Origin of the sequence: Shewanella sp. AC91-MNA-CIBAN-0169, assembly GCF_040310165.1 — a bacterium.
GTDB lineage: Bacteria > Pseudomonadota > Gammaproteobacteria > Enterobacterales > Shewanellaceae > Shewanella.
Map to the genome: position 1 here is coordinate 1 of NZ_JBEOPM010000152.1, position 257 is coordinate 257.

Consider the following 257-nt stretch of genomic DNA (forward strand, 5'->3'; position numbering starts at 1 on the left):
ATGCAAGCTTGGGTAATTGGCAATTGGAAGCAAAATCCAGCAACGAGCCACGACGTCAATGCGCTACTAGATGACTTATTAACTGCCGTTGATACCGAAGAGCAAGTGGTCAAAAATAGCTGCAGGTTAATGGTGGCACCCAGTTGTATTCACTTGGCTGCTGTCAGCGTCCGCTTAAAAGATACCTCAGTGCTGTGTGCAGCGCAAGATATTAGTGCGCATAGTGCAAACACTGGTGCGTATACGGGGGATTGTTC

1 protein-coding gene is annotated in these 257 nt (G+C 47.9%); it reads left to right on the forward strand.

Annotated features, from left to right (window positions below; translation table 11 throughout):
- Positions 1-257, forward strand: a 257-nt coding sequence (locus AAEY98_RS22495; protein ID WP_351019835.1) for a triose-phosphate isomerase, incomplete at both ends; no start/stop codon positions are given.